General features: G+C 65.1%; 15 protein-coding genes. 2 read left to right on the top strand and 13 right to left on the bottom strand.

From position 1 onward, the window contains the following. Positions 1-141: 141 nt before the first annotated feature. The 8 genes from GSQ95_RS16500 to GSQ95_RS16465 all read right to left on the bottom strand — a co-directional run bounded on the left by GSQ95_RS16500 (position 142) and on the right by GSQ95_RS16465 (position 8677). Positions 142-903 carry a secretin N-terminal domain-containing protein gene (locus GSQ95_RS16500; RefSeq protein WP_158894199.1) on the bottom strand — a complete coding sequence of 254 codons (762 nt, stop codon included), beginning with the start codon at positions 901-903 and terminating at the stop codon, positions 142-144. Further along, positions 900-1430 (bottom strand): hypothetical protein, encoded by a 531-nt coding sequence (locus GSQ95_RS16495; protein WP_158894202.1) that lies wholly within the window; start codon positions 1428-1430, stop codon positions 900-902. Before GSQ95_RS16495 ends, GSQ95_RS16500 begins: the two co-directional genes overlap by 4 nt. A gap of 12 nt (positions 1431-1442) precedes the next feature. Next, positions 1443-2621, bottom strand: coding sequence for a cupin domain-containing protein (locus GSQ95_RS16490; protein ID WP_158894205.1), 1179 nt, complete (start codon positions 2619-2621; stop codon positions 1443-1445). A gap of 58 nt (positions 2622-2679) precedes the next feature. After that, positions 2680-4050: an adenylosuccinate lyase gene (gene purB, locus GSQ95_RS16485; protein WP_158894207.1), complete on the bottom strand. Its 1371-nt coding sequence runs from the start codon at positions 4048-4050 to the stop codon at positions 2680-2682. A gap of 86 nt (positions 4051-4136) precedes the next feature. Next, the gene (gene hflD, locus GSQ95_RS16480) at positions 4137-4757 is read right to left on the bottom strand and encodes a high frequency lysogenization protein HflD (RefSeq protein WP_158894210.1); all 621 of its coding nucleotides are present in this window, start codon (positions 4755-4757) and stop codon (positions 4137-4139) included. After that, on the bottom strand, positions 4754-5863 hold the full coding sequence (gene mnmA / locus GSQ95_RS16475; RefSeq protein WP_158894213.1) for a tRNA 2-thiouridine(34) synthase MnmA: 1110 nt from the start codon (positions 5861-5863) through the stop codon (positions 4754-4756). Before mnmA ends, hflD begins: the two co-directional genes overlap by 4 nt. Before the next feature lies 1 nt (position 5864). Continuing rightward, a complete protein-coding gene (locus tag GSQ95_RS16470; protein WP_158894216.1) occupies positions 5865-6317 on the bottom strand; it encodes an NUDIX hydrolase in 453 nt (150 codons plus the stop codon). A gap of 128 nt (positions 6318-6445) precedes the next feature. After that, positions 6446-8677, bottom strand: a complete 2232-nt coding sequence (locus GSQ95_RS16465; protein WP_158894219.1) for an NADP-dependent isocitrate dehydrogenase — start codon at positions 8675-8677, stop codon at positions 6446-6448. 423 nt (positions 8678-9100) lie between these two features. Between GSQ95_RS16465 and GSQ95_RS16460 the strand changes: the two genes are divergently transcribed. Then, positions 9101-9310 carry a hypothetical protein gene (locus GSQ95_RS16460; RefSeq protein ID WP_158894222.1) on the top strand — a complete coding sequence of 70 codons (210 nt, stop codon included), beginning with the start codon at positions 9101-9103 and terminating at the stop codon, positions 9308-9310. Between the two features lie 96 nt (positions 9311-9406). Here the strand turns inward: GSQ95_RS16460 and GSQ95_RS16455 are convergent, their stop codons facing one another. The 3 genes from GSQ95_RS16455 to queD all read right to left on the bottom strand — a co-directional run bounded on the left by GSQ95_RS16455 (position 9407) and on the right by queD (position 11636). Beyond that, positions 9407-9589 carry a hypothetical protein gene (locus GSQ95_RS16455; RefSeq protein WP_158894225.1) on the bottom strand — a complete coding sequence of 61 codons (183 nt, stop codon included), beginning with the start codon at positions 9587-9589 and terminating at the stop codon, positions 9407-9409. A 141-nt stretch (positions 9590-9730) separates the two neighbouring features. Beyond that, entirely contained in the window at positions 9731-11197 is a 1467-nt protein-coding gene (locus GSQ95_RS16450; RefSeq protein ID WP_133861038.1) for an inorganic phosphate transporter, read from the bottom strand. Positions 11198-11279: 82 nt separating this feature from the next. Then, positions 11280-11636 (bottom strand): 6-carboxytetrahydropterin synthase QueD, encoded by a 357-nt coding sequence (gene queD, locus GSQ95_RS16445; protein WP_158894228.1) that lies wholly within the window; start codon positions 11634-11636, stop codon positions 11280-11282. 172 nt (positions 11637-11808) lie between these two features. Here queD and GSQ95_RS16440 point away from each other — a divergent pair, with 172 nt between their 5' ends. Further along, the gene (locus tag GSQ95_RS16440) at positions 11809-12426 is read left to right on the top strand and encodes a hypothetical protein (RefSeq protein ID WP_158894231.1); all 618 of its coding nucleotides are present in this window, start codon (positions 11809-11811) and stop codon (positions 12424-12426) included. Here the strand turns inward: GSQ95_RS16440 and GSQ95_RS16435 are convergent. Together GSQ95_RS16435 and GSQ95_RS16430 are read right to left on the bottom strand one after the other, a co-directional pair. Then, positions 12381-14252, bottom strand: coding sequence for an ABC transporter ATP-binding protein (locus GSQ95_RS16435; RefSeq protein ID WP_158894233.1), 1872 nt, complete (start codon positions 14250-14252; stop codon positions 12381-12383). The genes GSQ95_RS16440 and GSQ95_RS16435 overlap by 46 nt on opposite strands. A 94-nt stretch (positions 14253-14346) precedes the next feature. Then, positions 14347-14901, bottom strand: coding sequence for a peptidylprolyl isomerase (locus tag GSQ95_RS16430; protein ID WP_222613601.1), 555 nt, complete (start codon positions 14899-14901; stop codon positions 14347-14349). Between the last annotated feature and the right edge of the window lie 34 nt (positions 14902-14935).

Below are 14935 nucleotides of genomic sequence, written 5' to 3'. Positions count from 1 at the left end.
CTATTGGACTGCTTTGAATCAAACTAAACAGAACTTCAAGTTTATTTGAGAATGAATATAAGAATTATTCTCAATTAATTCGCTGTATCCTTGTGTCCTAGATTGCTGGCGGCTGCAGGAGTTCTACCGTTCGCCGATTTGCTAGTCGACGAGATCGGCGCGAATGCTCAACTGACGGTCGTCACGGCCCTCGGTCGAGTAGTGGCGGGTAAGGCCGCTCTGGTCGCCCTCGACCTGCTGGCGGAAGCCGCCGAGGTCCAACCACTGGCCCAGGGGGCCGCTGATACGGTTAGCGGCGCTCTGGGTCTGCACTGTGCCCGGACGCATGGCCGCGGCGCGATCATCGACGCTGTTGATGTCCAGATGCACCAGGTTGCCGCTCAGGCGGGCGGTGACCTGAAAGCCCCGTTCGAGGCGGCGGTAATCGGTCTGGGCGTAGCTCTGGCCATAGGGCGAGGTCTGGTAGGAGGTCACCGGCACGTCTGCACCGAAGCGGATGAAGGCGGGGTAGCCCTCGGTGACCTGGACGCGCTGGGCGCCATCCTCTTTCTGGTCGGTGCTGTCCTCGATGATGCGTACCTGGGGCGAACGCACATTACCGTTTACCGAATAACCCTGACCGGCACCCGAACTGCCGGCGCGGGTGGCCAGGGTGATAAGCAGGCGCCGTGGCTGGGTATCCAGCTGGGCCAGCAGATTCTTGATCTCGGCGAGCTTGGCCGACTCGGCGTTGACGATCAGCTGATTGCCGTAGACGTTGACCTTGGCTTCATTGCCGAGGACGGCTTGCAGGGTGGGCAGGAGATCGTCGGCGGTGCGGTACTGCAGGGGAATGACCTCGGTACGAGGCGTGGCCCAGGCGGTGGCCGTCAACAGCAGCAAGAGCGCCAGCAGACCTTTCACAGCACCATCCTCCGCAATTCCTGATCCGGCTGGCTGATCGCCCAAAGGCGATCGAAGAGCTGCTGCTGGACCTTGACGGCGGCGCGGTCGCCATAGCGGACGAAGCCGGTTGGAGCGCTGCCCGTGCGGCGCAGCAGGGCCTGGTCGTCGACGATCAGGCAGCTGCCTTCCGGTTGCTGATCGGCCGGTGGTCGCCGGATCAGCAGATTGCTGGTCAGGCGCTGCGCCAGGGCGATGAGTCTATGCCCCTGGCGTACGGCGTTGGCGCTGTCGTTGATCAGGATGCGCACCTGATGCCGCGGATGGCCCAGCAGCAAGCGCTTGATCGCCGCCTCGACGTCGAGGTTGTCGTAGAGGGGCGCTTCCAGATCGGGCGTCTGGAGGCACAGCTGGCGACTGGCTTGAGCGATGAGGCGGGCGCTGTGCTCACGCAGGGCGTCCAGGCCTTCGAGGCGCAGGGCGAGGTCCTGGCCGAGCTGGGGTTCGGGCAGGGCGCCCATGGTCAGATCGGCAAAGGACTCGTCCACGGCGGCTCCCTCTCACTCGTCGTCGTCTTCTCCGGCGAAGATCAGGCTGCCCTGCTGGAGCAGTTCGCGGATCAGGCGCATGGCATCGTCGTCCTGCAGCCAGGGCGCGAGATTGGCCTCGTGCAGGACCTCCGCCGAGCATAGCAGGTCGAGCAGCGGTTGCAGGCGCATGGGCAGCAGACGGCTCTGGCCGCTGGCAAAGACCATCACCTCGTCTTCCAGACGACTCCAGGCGATGCGGCCACTAGGGTTGCGCATCAGCAACGCGCCTTCGTCGAGTTCCTTGCGCAGCTGCTTGGCGCTGAGGTTTTCCCCGGCGACCCGCTCCGGATAGCGCGGCTCGGTCATGTGCTGGCCGAACCAGGCCAGCAGCAGGCGATCATCGCTCAGGTGGCTCTGCATCAGACCGCGCAGGCGCTTGATGGCGTCGGGCGGGATCTCCGCCGGATGCTCGCTGGCCGGCGCGCAACCGGCGTCGCTGTAGCGCTCGTCCTCGGGGATGAACTGGGCGAGGAAGTCGGTGAAGTGGGTGAGCACTTCGCCGGCACTGGGCGCGCGGAAGCCGATGGAGTAGGTCATGCATTCGTCTTCGGCGATGCCGTCGTGGGCCAGGCCCGGCGGCAGGTAGAGCATGTCACCCGGCTCCAGGACCCATTCGTCGGTCTGCTGGAAATCGGCGAGGATCTTCAGCTCCAGGCCGTCGATCAGCGGGCTGTCGGCGGTGCATTGCTGGCCGATGCGCCAGCGACGGCGGCCATGGCCCTGCAGCAGGAAGACGTCGTAGTGATCGTAGTGGGGGCCGACACCGCCACCGGGGGCGGCATAGCTGACCATGATGTCGTCGACGCGCCAGTTGGGCAGGAAGCGGAAGGATTCCAGCACCTCGGCCACCTCGGGCACGAACTGGTCGACCGATTGCACCAGCAGGGTCCAGTCCCGCTCGGGCAGGCCGGCGAAGGTGTCTTCCGGCAGCGGGCCGCGGCGCAGCTCCCAGGTCTGGTCCTGGCCGATGATCAGGCGGGATTCGATTTCTTCTTCCAGCGACAGGCCGGCCAGTTCGTCGGGCTCCAGGGGATTCTGAAAATCCGGGAGGGCCTGGCGGATCAGCAGGGGTTTCTGCTGCCAGTAGTCGCGGAGGAATTCACGGGCGGTCAGGCCGCCGAGCAGTTGCAGGGGTTGATCCGGGTTCATGCACACCTCGCGCAATGAAAAACGCCCGGCGAGGCCGGGCGTAGAAAAAGGATGATCTTCAGACCCGACGGGCCTGTTCGGCAGCGTTGCCGATATAGCCGGCCGGGGTCAGCTGGCGCAGTTCGGTCTTGGCGGCCTCGGGGATCTCCAGGCCGTCGATGAAATCCTGCAGGGCGCTGGCGCTGATGCCCTTGCCACGGGTCAGCTCCTTGAGCTTCTCGTAGGGATTGGCCACGCCATAGCGGCGCATCACGGTCTGCACCGGCTCGGCCAGGACTTCCCAGCAGGCGTCCAGGTCTTCGGCGATGCGGGCGGCGTTGAGTTCCAGCTTGCTGATGCCCTTGAGGGTGGCTTCGTAGGCGATCACGCCGTGGGCCAGACCGGTGCCCAGGTTGCGCAGCACGGTGGAGTCGGTCAGGTCGCGCTGCCAGCGGGAGATCGGCAGCTTGCTGGCCAGGTGCTGGAGGATGGCGTTGGCGATACCCAGGTTGCCTTCGGAGTTCTCGAAGTCGATGGGATTGACCTTGTGCGGCATGGTCGAGGAGCCGATCTCGCCGGCCACGGTCTTCTGCTTGAAGTAGCCGAGGGAGATGTAGCCCCAGATGTCCCGGTCGAAGTCGATCAGGATGGTGTTGAAACGGGCGATGGCGTCGAACAGCTCGGCGATGTAGTCGTGCGGCTCGATCTGGGTGGTGTAGGGGTTCAGGGTCAGGCCGAGGTCGCCTTCGATGAAGGTGCGTGCATTGGCTTCCCAGTCGACGTCCGGGTAGGCGGACAGGTGGGCGTTGTAGTTGCCCACGGCGCCGTTGATCTTGCCCAGCGGGCGGACGGCGGCGATCTGCTCGATCTGGCGCTCCAGGCGATAGACCACGTTGGCCAGTTCCTTGCCCAGGCTGGTGGGGGAGGCGGGCTGGCCATGGGTGCGCGAGAGCATGGGCACGTCGGCGAAGCGATGGGCCAGCGCACGGATCTCGCCGGAGATCTGGCGCATCAGCGGCAGTAGCACCTGGTCACGACCTTCGCGCAGCATCAGCGCATGGGACAGGTTGTTGATGTCCTCGGAGGTGCAGGCGAAGTGGATGAATTCGCTCACCGCAGCCAGTTCCGGCAGGTCGGCGACCTCTTCCTTGAGCAGGTACTCGATGGCCTTGACGTCGTGGTTGGTGGTGCGCTCGATGTCCTTGACCCGCTGCGCCTGCTCGACGCTGAAGTCGGTGGCCAGCTTGTCCAGCAGGGCATTGGCCTCGGCGGAGAAGGGGGCGACCTCGGGGATGCCGGCGTGGGCGGCCAGGCGCTGCAACCAGCGGACCTCGACCTGGGCGCGGAAACGGATCAGGCCGAATTCGCTGAAGATGGGGCGCAGGGCGGCGGTCTTGCCGGCGTAACGGCCGTCGATGGGCGATACGGCGGTGAGCGAGGAGAGCTGCATGGGCATTCTCTTGGTAGCAGGGAGAAAGGGGCGGAATTCTACACGCAAAGGCCGGGGCTGTAGTACCGCCGCCGGCCAGTCCGGGATCAGCTGTTGCGCAGGGGATAGAGGTTGTCGAGCAGCTTGCGGCGATTGAGCACCAACTGCCAGCGATGCCCCCCCAGCTGGCGCCACAGGCGGGCGGAACGGATGCCGGCCAGCAGCAGGGCGCGCACCCGCGAAGCGGTGGCGGACTGCTGCAGGTAGCGCATTTCGCCGTGCACCTGGATGCGCTGCTTGAAGGTGCTCAGGGTGTCCTCGTAGAGGCCACCGCAGGCGGCGATGACGTTTTCGTGGGCCACCCCGAAGTGTTCGACCTGGGACTGGATCTGGGTGAGGCGCCGGCCGATGAGGTCGAGCAGGTCGCCGCGCTTCTCCAGCTTGCGTTCCAGGGCGGTCATCGCCAGGGCATAGCGCAGGGGCTCGCGCTGCAAGCTGTTGGGATTGCGCTCCAGGGTGCTGGAGAGGGCGCCCAGGCCTTCGCGCAGGGGTGCGACGCTGCCGCCATAGACGTCCAGCGTACTGCCCGGATCCCGTACCAGCAGGCTGCCAAGCAGGCAGGCCAGGGGTTCTTCCGCGACCTGGCCGGTGCGCGCCAGCTGGTCGACCAACAGGGAGGCCTGGAAGACGCCGCCCAAGGCGATGAGTTGTTCCTGGGTACGATTCATGCGGCGGGCGCCTCGGCGCAGGCGGGTTGGTAGTGTTCGATCACGCCGCCGCCCAGGCAGACGTCGCCGTCGTAGAAGACCACCGACTGGCCGGGGGTCACGGCACGCTGGGGTTCGTCGAAGACCACCCGGTAGCCGGCGCCCTGGCGCTCGATCCGGCAGGGCTGGTGCTGCTGGCGATAGCGCACCTTGGCGGTGAGGCGGCGCGGCTGGGCGAGCTCCAGGTCGTTGACCCAGAACATCTCGCCGACGGTCAGGGCCTCGGCGAACAGCCAGGGGTGAGCGTTGCCCTGGCCGACGATCAGCACGTTGCGGGTCAGGTCCTTGCTCAGCACGTACCAGGGATCGTCACCGGCGTCCTTCATGCCGCCGATGCCCAGGCCCTGGCGCTGGCCGATGGTGTGGTACATCAGGCCGTGGTGGCGGCCGATGACCTCGCCGGTGGTGGTCTCGATGTCGCCCGGCTGGGCCGGCAGGTACTGCTTGAGGAAGTCGCTGAAGCGGCGCTCGCCAATAAAGCAGATGCCGGTGGAGTCCTTCTTGCGCGCGGTGGCCAGGCCATGCAGCTCGGCGATGGCGCGGACCTCGGGCTTTTCCAGTTCGCCCACCGGGAAGAGGGTGCGCGCCAGCTGCTCGCCGCCCACGGCGTGGAGGAAATAGCTCTGGTCCTTGTTGGCATCCAGGCCCTTGAGCAGCAGGGTCTGGCCGTCGACATCGCGACGACGCACGTAATGGCCGGTGGCGATCAGCTCGGCGCCCAGGGCCAGGGCGTAGTCGAGGAAGGCCTTGAACTTGATCTCGCGGTTGCAGAGGATGTCCGGATTCGGCGTCCGGCCGGCCTTGTATTCGGCGAGGAAGTGCTCGAAGACGTGGTCCCAGTACTCGGCGGCGAAGTTGGCCGTGTGCAGCTTGATGCCGATGCGGTCGCAGACCGCCTGGGCGTCGGCCAGGTCTTCCTTGGCAGTGCAGTACTCGGTGCCGTCATCCTCGTCCCAGTTCTTCATGAACAGGCCCTCGACCTGATAGCCCTGCTCCTTGAGCAAGAGGGCCGAGACCGAGGAATCCACTCCGCCGGACATGCCGACGATGACGCGGGTGCCGTTCACTTCAAAAACCTCTCATATCTACGATCATCGACAGGGGATAGCGGTGGCCGTCCAGGTATTTCTCGATGGCGTCCAGGACCAGGGGGCTGCGCAGTCGTGCCTGTTCGGCACGGATCTCGTCGAGCGTCAGCCATACCGCGCGGGTGATGTCGGCGTCCAGGGCGCGCCCGGGCTCGTGGGCCAGGGGGCGGGCATGGAAGGCCGTGCGGTAGTAGGTAGCGCCATTGGCTGGCGCCACATAGAGGCCGATGCCGATCACGCCCTGGATCTCCACCTGCCAGGCGGTTTCTTCCAGGGTCTCGCGGTGCGCCGCCTCGATCAGGCTCTCGCCCGGCTCAAGGTGCCCGGCCGGCTGGTTGAGCACCAGGCGACCCTGCTTCTCTTCTTCCACCAGCAGGAAGCGACCGGCGTCTTCCACCACGGTGGCCACGGTGACGTGGGCGTGCCAATCCATCTCGGACTCCGCTATCGGTAATCGCGCAGTATACGCCTTAAGCTTTGCCGGTCCCAAATGCAGCGAACCCCGGCCAGGGCCGGGGTTCGCTGAATCAACCTGTCAGGCTGCGGGCGCAGCCCTCAGGTTCAGCCCTTGAGCTGGGCCAGGGCGGCGTTGAGCGTGGCGCTCGGACGCATGGCCTGGCGGGTCTTGGCCTGGTCGGGGTGGTAGTAGCCACCGATGTCCACGGCCTGGCCCTGGACGCCGTTCAGCTCGGCGACCACCTTGGCTTCGTCGGCGGTCAGCGACTTGGCCACTGGCGCGAACTGGGCCTTGAGCTCGGCGTCTTCGCTCTGCTCGGCCAGGGCCTGGATCCAGTACAGCGCCAGGTAGAAGTGGCTGCCGCGGTTATCCAGTTCACCCGTCTTGCGCGACGGCGACTTGTTGCTGTCGAGGAACTGGCCGTTGGCCTGGTCCAGGGTCTTGGCGAGGATCTTGGCCTTGGCGTTACCGGTGGTTTCGCCCAGGTGGTTCAGGGATTCGGCCAGGGCCAGGAATTCGCCCAGGGAGTCCCAGCGCAGGTGGTTTTCCTGCACCAACTGCTGGACGTGCTTGGGCGCGGAGCCGCCGGCACCGGTCTCGAACAGGCCGCCGCCGTTCATCAGCGGGACGATGGACAGCATCTTGGCGCTGGTACCCAGTTCCATGATGGGGAAGAGGTCGGTCAGGTAGTCGCGCAGGACGTTGCCGGTCACCGAGATGGTGTCCTCGCCCTTGCGGATGCGCTCCAGGGACACGCGAGTGGCTTCCTCGGGCGACAGGACGCGGATGTCCAGGCCGTTGGTGTCATGGTCCTTGAGGTAGCGCTCGACCTTGGCGATGACCTGAGCATCGTGGGCGCGATTCTGGTCCAGCCAGAAGATCGCCGGGGTGCCGCTGGCGCGGGCACGGTTGACGGCGAGCTTGACCCAGTCCTGGATCGGCGCGTCCTTGGTCTGACACATGCGCCAGATGTCACCGGCCTCGACCGGATGCTCGAAGACCACCTTGCCCTGGTCGTCGGTCACGCGCACGGTGCCGTCGGTGGGGATCTGGAAGGTCTTGTCGTGGGAACCGTATTCCTCGGCCTTCTGCGCCATCAGGCCGACGTTGGGCACGCTGCCCATGGTGCTGGGATTGAAGGCGCCGTGCTGCTTGCAGTCCTCGATCACCACCTGGTACAAGCCGGCATAGCAGCGGTCGGGGATGATGGCCTTGGTGTCCTGCAGATTGCCCTCGGTGTTCCACATCTTGCCGGAGTCACGAATCATGGCCGGCATGGAGGCGTCGACGATGACATCGCTCGGTACGTGCAGGTTGGTGATGCCCTTGTCGGAGTTGACCATGGCCAGCGCCGGACGCTGGGCGTACTGGGCATCGAAATCCGCCTTGATGGCAGCCTGGGTGGCTTCCGGCAGGCTGGACAGGCGGGCGTAGAGGTCGCCGATGCCGTTGTTGCGATCGAAGCCGGCTTCTTTCAGGGCGGCCTCGTGCTTGGCCAGCACGTCCTTGTAGAACTCGCCGACGATGATGCCGAACATGATGGGGTCGGAGACCTTCATCATGGTGGCCTTCAGGTGCACCGAGAACAGCACGCCCTTGGCCTTGGCGTCTTCGATCTGGGCGGCGATGAAGCTCTGCAGGGCCTTGCGGCTCATGGTCGAGGCATCGACGATCTCGCCGGCCTTGACCGCGGTCTTCTCTTTCAGGACCTTGCTGTTGCCGTCCTTGCCGATCAGTTCGATCTTCAGGCTGCCGGCGTTCTCGATGGTGGCCGAGCGCTCGCTGCCATAGAAGTCATGGGCGTCCATGTGGGCGACGTGGGACTTGGAGTCGGCGCTCCAGGAACCCATGCGATGGGGGTGCTTGCGGGCGTAGTTCTTGACCGACAGCGGCGCGCGGCGGTCGGAGTTGCCTTCGCGCAGGACCGGGTTCACGGCACTGCCCTTGACCTTGTCGTAACGCGCCTTGACGTCCTTTTCCTGGTCGTTCTTGGGCTCGTCCGGATAGTCCGGCAGGGCGTAACCCTGACCCTGCAGTTCCTTGATCGCGGTCTTGAGCTGCGGTACCGAGGCGCTGATGTTGGGCAGCTTGATGATGTTGGCTTCGGGAGTGGTGGCCAGTTCGCCGAGTTCGGCGAGGTGGTCGGAGATGCGCTGCTCTTCCTTCAGGTACTCGGGGAAGAGGGCGATGATGCGGCCGGCAAGGGAGATGTCACGGGTTTCGAGGGCGACGCCGGAAGAGGCGGTGATGGCCTCGACGATGGGGAGCAGCGAATAGGTCGCCAGGGCGGGCGCTTCGTCGGTCAGGGTGTAGATGATCTTCGACGTGGTGGACATGTCTTGCTTTAACTCCTCTTTATCACAGCTGTGGCGCGAAGCCGGGCGAGCGAGGATCGACCCTTGAGTCGATAGACGCCCCAAGAAGGCGTTATCGGGCCGCGCGACAGGCGCGGCGGCGATGGACGTGCGATGCGACAAAGCGTCGCTGCGGAAATTGCGGGATCGGCCGATACAGCCAGCGGAACCGGCAGGGCCTGCAGCGACCCGTCAGTCGGCGGAGTATACCAGCGCGGCGCCTGGCGTGCATTCGCACCGCCGCGGCTTGGCTGTGGGGAAATGTTGCCGGCACGATGGATTCGGCAGAAGCGAACGGTCGCACCGAGGATTCAGGTCGAGCGGCTTGACCATTCGACGACTGGCGCTGCACGGCCGTTGCTTAAGGGACTAAACTATTGCCCCTCTTAATTTGATGAGGTCGTTATGAAAACCAAGGACAATACGTCCAAGAGTCGTTCCTGGGCCATCGTCGGGCTGGAAACGCTCGTCATCGTCGCCCTGTCGCTGTACGTCGCCTTTGGCGCCGGGCTGTTTATCAAGCATCACTGCTGGGACACCCTCACCCCGCAGCAGCAAGACCAGATCCTCGAGCAGATGAGCCGCAGCGCTCAGGAAAATACCCTGCTCACCTGATTCGCGTCCGTTCGAATCCCTTCCTTCCAAACAATAATAATCTTCCTTTTTCCCCGCGCACTGCCCAGGTGTCGAGGTGGCCTCGTCACGTCTGCGCTAGCAGACCAGGTGCTTGCCTGGACTCACGGGGGAGGTGGGCGTGGTCGTGGGCAGCGCCCAGGGTGCGGACGTCGCCACGGGTCTGGCGCGGCGTGCCAGACGCAGCATGGCCCAGAGTATGGCCAGCGCCAGGGCCAGCCAGCCAAGTACCAGGAGAAGGATGTAGGTCGCAGGAGTCATTGACGTACACCGTACGGCTGTCTCGGAAAGGTGTCTCTGCTGGGACACATTTCAGTAGACTCGTCAATAGCTATCCTGTTCGGGCTTTCCCGACGAGGGGTCCGACCGGACGCCGCTCGCGCGGGGCCCGGTCGGTACGGGTCACAGGAACAGGTGCGCCAGCCAGAACAGGCCGGCGGAGAGGGCCATGGAGGCCGGCAGGGTCAGGACCCAGGCCATGAGGATGTTGCGCACCGTGCTGCCCTGCAGGCCGCTGCGGTTGGCGACCATGGTGCCGGCCACGCCCGAGGACAGCACGTGGGTGGTGGAGACGGGCAGGGCGAAGACGTTGGCCATGCCGATGGCGGCCACGGCCGTCACCTGGGCGCTGACGCCCTGCGCATAGGTCATGCCCTGGCGTCCGATCTTCTCGCCCACGGTGAGCACCACGCGGCGCCAGCCGACCATGGTGCCGATGCCCAGCGCCAGGGCGACCGCGATGATGACCCAGAAGGGCGCGTATTCGGTGGTGCTGGTGAGGTCCTTGCGCAGGCGGCTGAGGTCGTCGCGATCGCGCGCGGTCAGCACCGGCAGCTTGCTCACCTTCTTGGCGGTATCGTCCAGGCACAGCAGGTAGCGGCGTACCTGCTGGCGATGGTCGTCGCTCATGGCGCGGTAGTCGGTGATGCCTTCCAGATCGGCCAGCAGTGCCTGCAGGGTCGGCACGGTCATGTGCGGGGCGCAGCGGAATTCCTGGGGCAGGTCGCGATTGCCGGGCACTTCGGCGAGGAAGTCCTTGAGGTTGTCGCCCTGGCGCTCGTAGAACTGGCCCAGGTGGATGGCCGCGTCGCGGGTGCGCTCGATCTGGTAGGTGGTGCTGTCCAGGTCCAGCACGAACTTGGCCGGGACGATGCCGATCAGCACCAGCATGATCAGGCCGATGCCTTTCTGGCCGTCGTTGGAGCCGTGCACGAAGCTCATGCCCATGGCCGAGAGGACCAGCATCAGGCGATTCCAGAAGGGCGGGTGCTTCTTGGCATCCACTTCGCGGCGCTGTTCCGGGGTCTTGTGCATCTTCGAAAGCGGCCGCCAGCGCTTGAGGGCGAGCAGCAGCAGGCCGGCGACGGCGAAGCCGGCCAGCGGCGAGAAGATCAGCGACAGGCCGATGTCGATCGCCTTCTGCCAGTTCACGCCTTCGCTCACCGGCAGGCCGGTCAGCAGGGCGTTGGTCACGCCGACACCGAGGATGGAGCCGATCAGGGTATGGGAGCTGGAGGCAGGGATGCCGAAGTACCAGGTGCCCAGGTTCCAGGTGATGGCCGCGGCGAGCAGCGAAAACACCATGGCCAGACCATGGCCGGTGTTGACGTTGATCAGCAGTTCGACCGGCAGCAGGTGGACGATGGCGTAGGCGACGCCGACCCCGCCGAGCAGCACACCGAGGAAATTGAAGATGCCGGAGAAGAACACCGCGAGATGCGGCGGCATCGCCTTGGTGTAGATCACCGTGGCGACGGCGTTGGCGGTGTCGTGAAAGCCGTTGATGAATTCAAAGGCCAGCACAAAGGCCAGGGCCAGGACGAGGCTGATGGCGACCCAGGCGTGGAGTCCGCTGAAAAGTTCGAACATGGGGATACGTCGACAGTTGGCAGGCGCGAATTATGGCAGAAAAATGACTGCCGCCATCGCCGCCTTGAATGGGAGGGGCGAATTAGTCGCCGCGGTAGATGCAGCCGCAGGTGCAGGTCTCGTGGACGCGAACCTGGCTGAGCTCGGGTAGCAGAGGCTTGAGCTGTTGCCAGATCCAGCGCGCGAGCACTTCGCTGGTGGGATTCTCGAGGCCCGGGATGTCGTTCAGATAATGATGGTCGAGACGCTCGTACAGAGGTTTGAAGACGGCCTTGATGTCGGCGAAATCCCGCACCCAGCCGGTATGAGGATCGATAGCGCCCTCGAGGTGCAGGCCTACCTTGAAGGAATGCCCATGGAGACGACCGCACTTGTGCCCGGCCGGCACGTTGGGCAGGAAGTGTGCGGCTTCGAAAACGAATTCTTTGAAAATTTCCACGATAACCACTCGCGTTGGGCCACGGTGTGTGGCGGCTGCGGGGCGGCAGTCTATCAGCTCGACAGCGGCTTGCCGAACCCCCGGCCTCAGGCGTCGGGACCGGCGGAATTCCGATTTGCCTTTGCCGGCGGGCTTAGGCAGTCTCCCGGTCTTTGCCCGGACGAGAATCCCTATGCGTAACAGCAATCCCCGTACCTTCTGGGTGCTCCTTGGCCTGGCCGCGGCCTTCGGTCTCGTTGGTCTGATCGGCAATCAGGTGGGCTGGGAGCGCGTGGAGATCGGCTACCGGACGGTACCGTCGCCCAGCGGCCTAGAGATCGGCGTGGCGGGGCAGGTCATCACCGGCCTGCCGTCGCTGTGCATCGCCCTGGCGCTGGTCACGGTGGTGACGGCGCTGATCATCCGCGGTGGCCGCCGCTTTCGTTCGCGCCTGCCGCTGCCGGTGACGGCCGGCATCCTCTGGGTGCTGCTGGCGGGCCTGCTGGTGCTCTTCTATCCCAGCACCCTGGCGTTCCAGTGGGAGAATCATCGCAGCGCCGCGGATATCGACTTCTATGTGCTGCAGGAGCGCCAGGGTCCGTTCCAGGGTACGGCGCAGAAGAGCCAGCGTCTCGGCTACTACCAGGACTGCGGCAAGACCGGGCAGGCCGCCTGCCCGGTGTTCGAGTGCGTGGTGGAGAAGCGCAGCTGGCTGGGCGGCCTGCAGAAGATCGAAGGCTTCTACCCGGGGCTGGACCAGGAGCGTCAGCTGGAGCTGCTGCGCACCCGCTGCCTGCCCGGCACGCCGTGACCGACGAAACCGCCGGTCTGGTGGCGCCATAGGCGGGCATAAAGACCGTTATAGGCGATCAGCTCGTCGTGGGAACCCATCTCGACGATCTGGCCGCGCTCCATGACTACCAGGCGATCCATGCGTGAGATGGTCGACAGCCGGTGGGCGATGGCGATCACCGTCTTGCCTTCCATCAGGGTTTCCAGGCTTTCCTGGATCGCCGCTTCCACCTCGGAGTCGAGGGCGGAGGTGGCTTCGTCCAGCAGCAGGATCGGCGCGTCCTTGAGCAGGGTGCGGGCGATGGCGATGCGCTGGCGCTGACCGCCGGAGAGCTTGACGCCGCGTTCGCCGACCTGGGCATCCAGCCCGGTACGGCCATGAGCGTCGGTGATGCGGGCGATGAAGTCGTCGGCCTTGGCCTTGCGCAGAGCGGCGTGCAGCTCTTCATCAGTGGCTTCGGGACGACCGTAGAGCAGATTCTCGCGGATCGAGCGGTGCAGCAGCGAGGTGTCCTGGGTGACCACGCCGATCTGGCACCTCAGGCTTTCCTGGGTGACCTGGGCGATATCCTGGCTGTCGACCAGGATGCGACCGCCTTCCAGGTCATAGAGGCGCAAGAGCACGTTGATCAGCGTCGACTTGCCGGCGCCCGAAGGGCCGACCAGGCCGATCTTCTCGCCCGGAGCGACATCGAGGGTCAGGCCTTCGATGATGCCGGCGCCCTTGCCGTAGTGGAAGGCGATGTCCTCGAACAGCACCGCGCCGCGGGTCACCTGCAACGGCTTGGCGTCCGGGGCGTCGCCAACCTGGCGCGGCTTGGCGATGGTACTCATGCCGTCCTGCACCATGCCGATGTTCTCGAAGATGCCGTTGACCACCCACATGATCCAGCCGGACATGCTGTTGATGCGGATCACCAGGCCGGTAGCCAGGGCGATGGCCCCGACGGAGATGACGCCCTGATGCCAGAGCCAGAGGGCCAGGCCCGTGGTGCCGGCGATGAGGAAGCCGCTGAGGATGGCGATGGTCACGCCCATGGCGGTGATCAGGCGAGCGGCGCTCTCGGCCTTTTCGGTCTGCTCTTCCATGGCCTGGCGGGCGTATTGCTCCTCCTGGGCCGAGTGGGAGAACAGCTTGAGGGTGGAGATGTTGGTGTAGCCGTCGACGATGCGCCCGGAGAGCTGCGAGCGGGCTTCGGAGGCGATGGCGGAACGCTCCTTGGTCTGGGGCACGAAATACCAGAGGGCGATGACATAGCCGATGATCCAGAGGATCAGCGGGACCATCAGCCAGACGTCGGCCTGGGCGAACAGGATCAGCGAGGTGACGGCGAAGATCAGCACGTGCCAGATGGCGTCCACCGCCTGCACCGCCGAATCGCGCAGAGAGACACCGGTCTGCATGATGCGGCTGGAAATGCGCCCGGCGAAGTCGCTGTGGAAGAAGCCCAGGCTCTGCTTGAGCACATAGCGATGGTTCTGCCAGCGGATCAGGGTGGTGAGGCTGGGGGTGATGGTCTGGTGCACCAGCAGGTCGTGCAGGCTGATGAACAGGGGCCGGATGACCAGGGTGACCACCGCCATCCAGATCAGGGTCCCACCGTGCTCCTGGAAGAACACCGTGCTGTTGGGCGCGCTGCCCGCGAGGTCGACGATCTGGCCGATGAAGTTGAACAGGGCGACTTCGACGAGGGCGCCGATCAGCCCCACTGCCAGCAGCAGGGCGAAGGCCGGCCAGGCTTGCTTGAGAAAGTGGAGATAGAAGGCGCCGATCCCAGTGGGCGGCATTTCATCGGGGGCTTCCCGAAACGCGTCGATGATGCGTTCGAAGCGGCGAAAGATCATGCGGGGTCCTTGTGGGGGGAGACGGCGTCTCGCACTGGGGCCTCGCCTGGTTAACCGGACGACCGCCAGCGGATCGTCCGGCAGGACGGGTCGGCTACAGCCGTTTGGCAGCGAGAATCATCACCGGTTCACGGGGAATGTCGCGCAGCATGCCCTGGCGGGTGGTCTGGACCCCGGCGATCTGGTCGACGACTTCCATGCCGCGCACGACCTTGCCGAATACCGCGTAGCCGAAGTCGCGCGAGCCGTGGTCCAGGAAGGCATTGTTCTCGACGTTGATGAAGAACTGACTGGTGGCGGAGTTGACGTCCGAGGTCCGTGCCATGGCCAGGGTGCCGCGCAGATTCTTCAGGCCGTTGTCGGCTTCGTTCTTGATCGGCGCCTTGGTGCGCTTTTCCTGCATGTCGCGGGTGTAGCCACCGCCCTGGATCATGAAGCCGGGGATGACGCGGTGGAACAGGGTGCCCTTGTAGAAGCCGCTGTCGACGTAGCCCAGGAAGTTCTCGGTGCTGACGGGTGCCTTGGCCGCATCCAGCTCGACCTCGATGTCGCCCTTGTTGGTGCTGATGAGCACGTGCGGATTGTCCGCGGCCCAGGTGGTGGAGGCGACGAACAGGGCGCAGGCGGCAAGCAGGGCTTTGAACATGATGGATCCTTGAGTGGCAGAGACGACTGGCGAACGA

The organism is Pseudomonas sp. BAV 4579 (genome assembly GCF_009765395.1).
Taxonomy (GTDB): domain Bacteria; phylum Pseudomonadota; class Gammaproteobacteria; order Pseudomonadales; family Pseudomonadaceae; genus Chryseomonas; species Chryseomonas aestiva.
The sequence above is the reverse complement of the archived record's forward strand: the minus strand, read 5'-3'. Positions and strand labels throughout refer to the sequence as shown.

What these genes read in the sequence shown, in the direction of transcription:
- GSQ95_RS16460 (WP_158894222.1), top strand. Translation starts at nt 9,101, where the DNA reads ATGAAAACCAAGGACAATACGTCCAAGAGTCGTTCCTGGGCCATCGTC.
- purB (WP_158894207.1), bottom strand. Translation starts at nt 4,050, where the DNA reads ATGCAGCTCTCCTCGCTCACCGCCGTATCGCCCATCGACGGCCGTTAC.
- GSQ95_RS16440 (WP_158894231.1), top strand. Translation starts at nt 11,809, where the DNA reads ATGCGTAACAGCAATCCCCGTACCTTCTGGGTGCTCCTTGGCCTGGCC.
- GSQ95_RS16470 (WP_158894216.1), bottom strand. Translation starts at nt 6,317, where the DNA reads ATGGATTGGCACGCCCACGTCACCGTGGCCACCGTGGTGGAAGACGCC.
- GSQ95_RS16465 (WP_158894219.1), bottom strand. Translation starts at nt 8,677, where the DNA reads ATGTCCACCACGTCGAAGATCATCTACACCCTGACCGACGAAGCGCCC.
- GSQ95_RS16450 (WP_133861038.1), bottom strand. Translation starts at nt 11,197, where the DNA reads ATGTTCGAACTTTTCAGCGGACTCCACGCCTGGGTCGCCATCAGCCTC.
- GSQ95_RS16455 (WP_158894225.1), bottom strand. Translation starts at nt 9,589, where the DNA reads ATGACTCCTGCGACCTACATCCTTCTCCTGGTACTTGGCTGGCTGGCC.
- GSQ95_RS16490 (WP_158894205.1), bottom strand. Translation starts at nt 2,621, where the DNA reads ATGAACCCGGATCAACCCCTGCAACTGCTCGGCGGCCTGACCGCCCGT.
- GSQ95_RS16435 (WP_158894233.1), bottom strand. Translation starts at nt 14,252, where the DNA reads ATGATCTTTCGCCGCTTCGAACGCATCATCGACGCGTTTCGGGAAGCC.
- hflD (WP_158894210.1), bottom strand. Translation starts at nt 4,757, where the DNA reads ATGAATCGTACCCAGGAACAACTCATCGCCTTGGGCGGCGTCTTCCAG.